Source organism: Flavicella sp., assembly GCF_029238425.1.
Classification (GTDB): Bacteria; Bacteroidota; Bacteroidia; order Flavobacteriales; family Flavobacteriaceae; genus Flavicella.
This window is the reverse complement of record NZ_JAQWGB010000130.1, coordinates 1-7,307: the sequence shown is the minus strand read 5'-3', so window position 1 is coordinate 7,307 and position 7,307 is coordinate 1. Positions and strand designations below refer to the sequence as shown.

General features: G+C 34.3%; 5 protein-coding genes and 1 tRNA gene. 2 read left to right on the top strand and 4 right to left on the bottom strand.

Going from position 1 to position 7,307, the window contains the following annotated elements; genetic code table 11:
• From P8H68_RS09845 to P8H68_RS09830, 4 genes are all read right to left on the bottom strand, one after another.
• A partial coding sequence (locus tag P8H68_RS09845) for an efflux RND transporter permease subunit (protein ID WP_300324240.1) occupies window positions 1-2,776 on the bottom strand: 2,776 nt, incomplete at its 3' end.
• A gap of 28 nt (window positions 2,777-2,804) precedes the next feature.
• Entirely contained in the window at window positions 2,805-3,992 is a 1,188-nt protein-coding gene (locus P8H68_RS09840) for an efflux RND transporter periplasmic adaptor subunit (RefSeq protein ID WP_300324237.1), read from the bottom strand.
• Window positions 3,993-4,011: 19 nt separating this feature from the next.
• Window positions 4,012-5,349, bottom strand: coding sequence for a TolC family protein (locus tag P8H68_RS09835; protein ID WP_300324235.1), 1,338 nt, complete (start codon window positions 5,347-5,349; stop codon window positions 4,012-4,014).
• Between the two features lie 2 nt (window positions 5,350-5,351).
• Window positions 5,352-5,954, bottom strand: coding sequence for a TetR/AcrR family transcriptional regulator (locus P8H68_RS09830; protein WP_300324232.1), 603 nt, complete (start codon window positions 5,952-5,954; stop codon window positions 5,352-5,354).
• A 151-nt stretch (window positions 5,955-6,105) separates the two neighbouring features.
• Here P8H68_RS09830 and P8H68_RS09825 point away from each other — a divergent pair, with 151 nt between their 5' ends.
• Window positions 6,106-7,080 carry a polyprenyl synthetase family protein gene (locus P8H68_RS09825; RefSeq protein WP_300324243.1) on the top strand — a complete coding sequence of 325 codons (975 nt, stop codon included), beginning with the start codon at window positions 6,106-6,108 and terminating at the stop codon, window positions 7,078-7,080.
• 76 nt (window positions 7,081-7,156) lie between these two features.
• Window positions 7,157-7,230, top strand: a tRNA-Ile gene (locus P8H68_RS09820).
• The last annotated feature ends 77 nt before the right edge of the window (window positions 7,231-7,307 follow it).

The following is a 7,307-nucleotide window of genomic DNA, read 5'->3' as shown; positions in this document are numbered from 1 at the left end:
TCATTTCTTCTTGGATTTTTGTAACAATGGCACCTGCATCTGTATATCCAGGAGATAAAGCAGAGTAAACGGTTACGACTCTTTTTTGGTCTTTGTGCTTGATGGCACTAAATCCAGAGTTGTTTTTTTGTTTTGCTACTGCAGAAACTGGGATTTCTTTTATCTGACCTGTTGCCATGTCTCTAAAAGTAATCTTTTGGTTGAATAAGGCACTTTTGTTGTATCTGTCCGTTTTGTTGAAACGTACATATATGTCATAGTCCTCACCATCTTCTTTGTAAACTCCAGCTTTACTACCAAAAATAGCATTTCTAAGTTGCTGTCCAACCTGACCAGCACTTACACCAAGTTCACCAGCTTTTTTACGGTCTACAACTACTTGCATACCCGGTTTGTCTCTGTTGACATCAATTTTTAATTCGTCAATACCAGCAATACTTCTTGTGTTGATAAAATCACGCATTCTTTCAGCTGTCTCAATCAACTCTGCATAGTCTTTACCTTCAATTTCAATATTGATGGGAGATCCAGCAGGAGGTCCGTTGACGTCTTTTTCTACAGAAATCAATACTCCAGGGTAGATTCCAACTAAGGCAGTTTGTACACGTTGTCTTAAGATTTCACTATCCTTTCCTCTTCTAAATTTATATTCACGCATGGAAGCAGTGATCTTTCCTTTGTGAGGCATTTCAGCAGCAGAACCCCCATCTGTCTGTGGGTTTCCGGCACCTTCACCTACCTGAGAAACCGTACTCTCAACTAGGAAATTGTAATCTCCATCGGTATACTCATCATCATTCAATACTTCAAAAACTCGATTTTCAATTTGTTTTGTAATCGCATTGGTTTTCTCAATATCTGTTCCTTGAGGGTATTCAATGTATACAATAATTTGATTTGGTTTGTTATCCGGAAAAAACTCAAATTTTGTTCGGTTTGTTTCCATTGACCATCCAAAAATTCTAACAACAATGATAAGTACGATAAATGTACCAATTGTGTACACACTCGTTCTCCATCCTGTCAAAGCATATTTTAATTGTTTTTCATAAAAGTTTTCTAAACGAGTCAGTACTTTGTTCTGGAAATAATTAGACATTTTTCTGAGTACTAATCTATAGAACCATAGCATCATTGCTGTAAAAATCATTAAAGTTCCTAAGGCAGCATAGCTTCCTCCTGTTAGGAATATAACCAAACCAATACCTGTCAAAATTGACGAGATGGTTATCATTCTTTTTAATGGCATCTCTTTGTCTTCAACACTCATAAATTGAGAAACCAATACCGAATTAAAGAAAATCGCTACAAATAAAGAAGATCCAAGTACTACCGAAAGTGTAATAGGGAAGTAAATCATAAATTGTCCCATCAATCCAGGCCATAACCCAAGAGGGATAAAAGCGGCCACTGTGGTGGCTGTTGAAATGATAATTGGGTAAGCAATTTCGCTAATACCTTGCTTGGCAGCTTCTTTCCTTGTTAATCCCTCTTCGTCCATCAAACGATATACGTTTTCTACAACCACAATACCGTTATCAACTAGCATTCCTAGTCCCATAATCAAACCAAAAAGGATCATGGTGTTCATTGTGTATCCTAGCATTTCAAGGATCATCAATGACATAAACATAGACATTGGAATGGCAAATCCTACAAACAATGCATTTTTAAATCCTAAGAAAAACATCAAGACAGTAACTACCAAGATAATTCCGAAAATGATGTTGTTTACCAAATCATCTACTTGACCAATTGTTTTAGAAGATTGATCATTAGAGATGGTTACTTTTAAGTCAGATGGGAAAAAATCCTCCTTTGCTTTTTCCACAATAACTCTTACTTGGTCTGCCGCGTCAACCATGTTTTTACCAGCTCTCTTTTTAACATCAAGCATCACTACTTTTTCGCCATATTCTCTGGCGTAGGTAGTTTTATCCTTGTCCTGAAAGGCAATTTCTGCAACGTTTTTCAGGTAAATAGGGTTGTTTCTTTCGTTTTTTACGACAAAATTTCCTAATTCATCTGGGTCTGTAATTTCACCAATAATGCGAATAGTACGTCTTTGACCGCTAGTAATAAAGTTACCTGCAGACATGGTTGCATTTCCATTGTTAATCGCATTTACAATATCGCTAAAACTAACTTTTGCAGCCATCATTTTATAGATGTCAACTGCAATTTCAACTTCTTTTTCTTGTGCTCCACGAATATCAACTTGTTTGATTTCATCCAAGTCCTCAATCTCATCCTCTAAATATTCTCCAAACTCTTTTAGTTTATAGATAGGATAATCACCAGAAATATTAATATTCAGGATAGGAATCTCTTCAGACATACTAAGGTCAAAGGCAATAGGTTCTACTTTTGCTCCATTGAAAGTAGGCCAATCTTCACTGGCAGTTTCTCCATCAATTTCGTCTTTAACTTTTTGTTTTGCCTGGTCTACAGAAATGTTTTCGTCAAACTCAACAATAATCATTGAATAATCTTCTTGTGAATTAGAAGTGATTTCAACTAAATTAGAAACAGTTTTTAATTTGTCTTCTAGGGGAGTTGTAATCAGTTTTTCTATATCTTCTGCTGTGTTTCCTGGATATAATGAACTAATGTAAATTTTAGTTTCTTTGATCTCCGGAAAACTTTCACGTGGCATATTAAAGTAGGCGGAAGATCCTAAAAATAGAATCATTACCATTACCACATATATGGTCGTTTTGTTGTTGATTGCCCAGGAGGACAGACCAAACTCTTTGTCAACTTTTTTCTCAGTCATTTTAGGTGTTTTTAAGTTGATTTATGGATTATAATTTCAAAGGTTCGTTGCTTAATATTTTTACAGATTGACCATCTGTAACACTTCTAGCTCCTTCGTTAATTATTTCTAAACCATTAGGAAAAGCAGTCAATATCTCAATGATATCTCCTTGTGTTTTACCAGTTTCAATGATTTTTCTTTTTACTACGGCTTCTCCGTTTGCTTTTTTGTTTGCAATGATGTAGATATATTGGTCTCCATTTGCATTTTCAGAGATGATACTCTGAGGAATTAAAATAGCAGCCTCATTTTTATAATCATTGATTTTAAGCTTTGCTGTTAGGTTAGGCTTGATATCGTGTTTTGGGTTCGGTACCTTTACTTCAACTTTAAACGTGCGGTTGCTTGGGTTTACATAACTAGCAGCGTGTCTTACTTCAGCTTCAACCGTTTTGTTCAATATTGGGAAATATACTTCTACATGTTTTCCTTTAGAGACAGAGGTGATATAACTCTCCGGTACTTCAGCATCTATATACATATCATCTAAGTTTACGATACGCAATAATTCCGAACCTTGACCCGGTGCAATTACCATTCCTTCTTCCTTGAAAATATCATCTATGATCCCTGAAAACGGAGCAACAATTCTTGTTTTAGCATATTGAGATTTCAATTGCTTTATAGCATTGATGTTTGCATAATAATTTGTCTCTGCTTTTAAGTATTCTATTTCAGATCCAATTTTTTGTTCCCACAATTTTTGCTGTCTCTCATAAGTAGTTTTAGCCAATTTTGTTTGTGTTTCTAATTGTGCTAACTGATCGGCAAGACCACCATCGCTTAAGATTGCTAATAAAGTTCCTTTAGAGACACGTTGCCCTTCTTTGACACGAATGTCTTTGATGATACCAGGAACCTCAGGATATACCAATACGTTTTTCTTTGTGGTTACATTTCCTTGTAATTCTACATGGTGGTTGAATACCGTTGCTGTACTGGTAAAAGTAGTAACCAAAGGCAATCTTTTCATGGTGTCGTACACTGAAATAGCCGATACCAGAGCTTCCAATTGAATGTTAATTTCTTTTTGAGTAGTTTCAATTTCTTTTTTCTTTTCTCTCATTTGTGAAAGATCCTGCGACTTGATTACGTCTTCCACGGAGATTTCTGCTTTTTCAGCACAAGAAGTTAGGATGATTGTGCTGGCAATAAATGTGTAAATATATTTCATGATTTAATTTTTTAAGAAATTATTTTATGTTTAATAAGTTTTTCAATTCTACTTTTTTGTTGATTACATCAATGATAGATTCGATGTATTGTTGCTGACTGTCGTACAACTGAACTTGTACAGTTCTTAAGTCGATACTACTAGCCATTCCTTCGCTGAATTTTACGGAGTTTTTACGTTCTATTTTTTCTGCAAGTTCAAGATTTTGTTTTCTGTTTTCATAGGTTTGAGCTGCTAGGATGTATTCACTTCTGACCTTTTTTAAGTCTAGTTTTAATTGTTGCTCAGTGTCTTTTAAAGTGTTTTCAGAAATTTCCCAGTTTATTTTTGCTCTTCTTTTCTGAGATCTAATATTAAAGGAAGTGAAAATTGGAATGGATAAAGAAACTCCAGCAGAGGTTGAAGTCAGCCAATCTTGGTTGCTGTCAAATAAGCCTCCAAACTCTTCATTCAGTCCTTGTGCATTTGTATTTAAAAATGCCGAAATAGAAGGAAGGTATTTTGCTTTTTCTAATTTGTATAATAATTCTTTGCTTTCCGTTTCATTCACTGCAATTTTATAATCTATATTATTGAAAATTGAGTTTTGTTCAAATTCAGATTCAAGGGTTACATATTCGCTAATCAAGTTTTCTAGATTGTCACTTAAAGTAATCGTTGTTTCAGAATCAATTCCCAAAAGTAATTTTACATAACCGTTAGATACATCGGCAAGTACCTCATAGTTTCGCATGGAGTTTTCAAGGTTGGTAAGTGTCAATTGTAATTGTTCAACACTTTCCTCTTCAGCAAGACCGTTGGCAACAACAGCTGTAGCTTCCTTTAAATTGTCTTCAATGTTTTTGATGTTTTTTTCTAGGATGAGTATGCTTTCATCAGTTAATAAAGCTGTCATATAAGCATTCACAACAATTTGTTCTATTTCATTGTCCGTTTTGTCCTTGTAGTTTTTGGAGATGTCTAAGAATACTTTAGAGGCTTGTAGACCTACTATATATGAACCATCAAAAATCAATTGAGTAACCGTTAAGCTAGGAGTTAAATTGTTTGATGGGAAAAAGAAGTTTACCGGGTCCGCTGGGTTGTTTGGATCACCTTCAATAGGTTTCTTTAAATTAGCAGTGTAATCAATTTTACCATTTAATTGTGGAAGTCCAATAGAAATTGCTTCCCATTTTTGTTCTTCTGCGGCCTGAATTCCTGCGACTGCGTTCTGAATATTCCTATTGTGAATTTTAGCATAGGAAATCGCTTCGTTTAGGTTGAAAGAAGTTTTTTGTTCTTCTTCCACGATTTCTTGTGCAAACCCAACAAGGGAGCTTGCCAAAAATAAGTAAAGGATGTTTAATTTTTTCATCTTTAATTGTATTGATTTTTTATTTTTTCTAATGTTTGTATTCCTTTTTCTGTTGCAATTCCGCGTACGTGGTATTCTAAATAATTTTGAAGTAAATAATTCATAGAGAACATTTCTGTAGGGAAGGTTTCAATGTCTTTGATACCTACCATTCCTTTAAAATAAACTCTTGTGATAAATTGAATATCTATATCATTTCTAAAATAAGCTCCGTCTACTCCCTTTTTCAAATTGTCCGATACACAACCTTGCATCACATCAAATTGTTTTTTTTGTAGGTTGGTATGGATTCTTGGGTAATATTTTTGAAGTTGGTATTGCGGTGACGATTTTTCATCATTTAAATTTTCAAGAACAAATTTTTTGATCTGAAATAATTCTTCGATTGGATTGTAATCTAATTCACATATAGCGTCTATTCCCGTGGTAATGCATAAAAACATTCCGTAGGTTGTCTCCTCTACCAGTTTTGTTTTGTTGCTGAAATGTGTGTAAATGGTTTTTTTTGAGATGCCGATTTTCTCAGCAATATCATCCATTGTCACACTTTTAAAACCAAAATTTAAAAACATTTCAGCAGCGGTTTGTAAAATTTTTTCTTTCATCATCTCTCGTTTTAACGTTGCAAATATATACAGGAAACTTTTAACACCAAAAAAGTTTCCTAAGTTTTTTATGATAAAAATCATTTTTTGTTTTTTTTGAGAAAACGAATTGTGATAAGAGAGCTTTGTTTATTTTTACACAAAATTCAATATTTTGAAATTAGAACAGTACAAAGAAGATTTTTTAGCACATTTACAAAAGAAGATTAATGTTGTAGAGCCTCAAAACCTATACAATCCTATAGAGTATATATTGGATTTAGGAGGAAAACGCTTGAGACCTATTTTAGTTTTGATGGGGACAACGGCTTTTGGAGGAGATTATAAAAACGGTTTGGATGCGGCTTTGGCTGTAGAGGTGTTTCATAATTTTACGCTATTACATGATGATATTATGGATGATGCACCTTTGAGAAGGGGGGAAGCAACCGTACATGAAAAGTGGGATGTGAATACAGCTATATTGTCAGGAGATGCCATGTTGATTTTAGCCAATCAACTTTTGGAGTCTTATGACGGTGCTACCTTTAAAAAATTAATGCAACTTTTTAATAAAACGGCATTGGAAGTTTGTGAAGGACAGCAATATGATATGGATTTTGAAACTCGTAATGATGTAACTGCTGAAGAATATATCAAAATGATTGGTTTGAAAACTTCGGTTTTAGTTGCTGCTGCCCTTGAAATGGGAGCGATTATAGCGGGAGCCTCTGAGGAAGATTCAAAAAAAATATATGAATTTGGCTTGAATTTAGGAATTGCTTTTCAGTTGCAAGACGATTATTTAGATGCGTATGGTGATGCTGCTACTTTTGGAAAACAAGTAGGAGGAGATATCATGGAGAATAAGAAAACCTTTTTATATATAGAGGCACTTAAAAATGCTACACCAGAATTGAAAGAGGAATTGCTACATTGGTATGATCAAATTTTAGAGGATAATACAGAGAAGGTAGTACGTGTAAAAGAATTGTTTCAGCTTATAGGAAGTGATACAATGACAAGGGCTGCTATTGAGAATTATACCAAAAAAGCGTTTGATGTTTTGGATGAAATTTCTATATCAGAAGCTAATAGTCTTGTATTAAAACAGTTCGGTCAAAACTTAATGACACGCACTGTTTAGCACAAAAATATTTTCACTATTTTCTTAAGAAAAGTATAGGAAATTGTAAAATAATGTTATTTTTGCACACGTTTTAGGTCTCATAGCTCAGTTGGTTAGAGCACCTGACTCATAATCAGGTGGTCCTAGGTTCGAGCCCTAGTGGGACCACTTTTAAAACACCAAGCCTTTACAGAAATGTAGAGGCTTTTTTATTGACTAAAAATAAAAAGCCACTTCAATTTGAA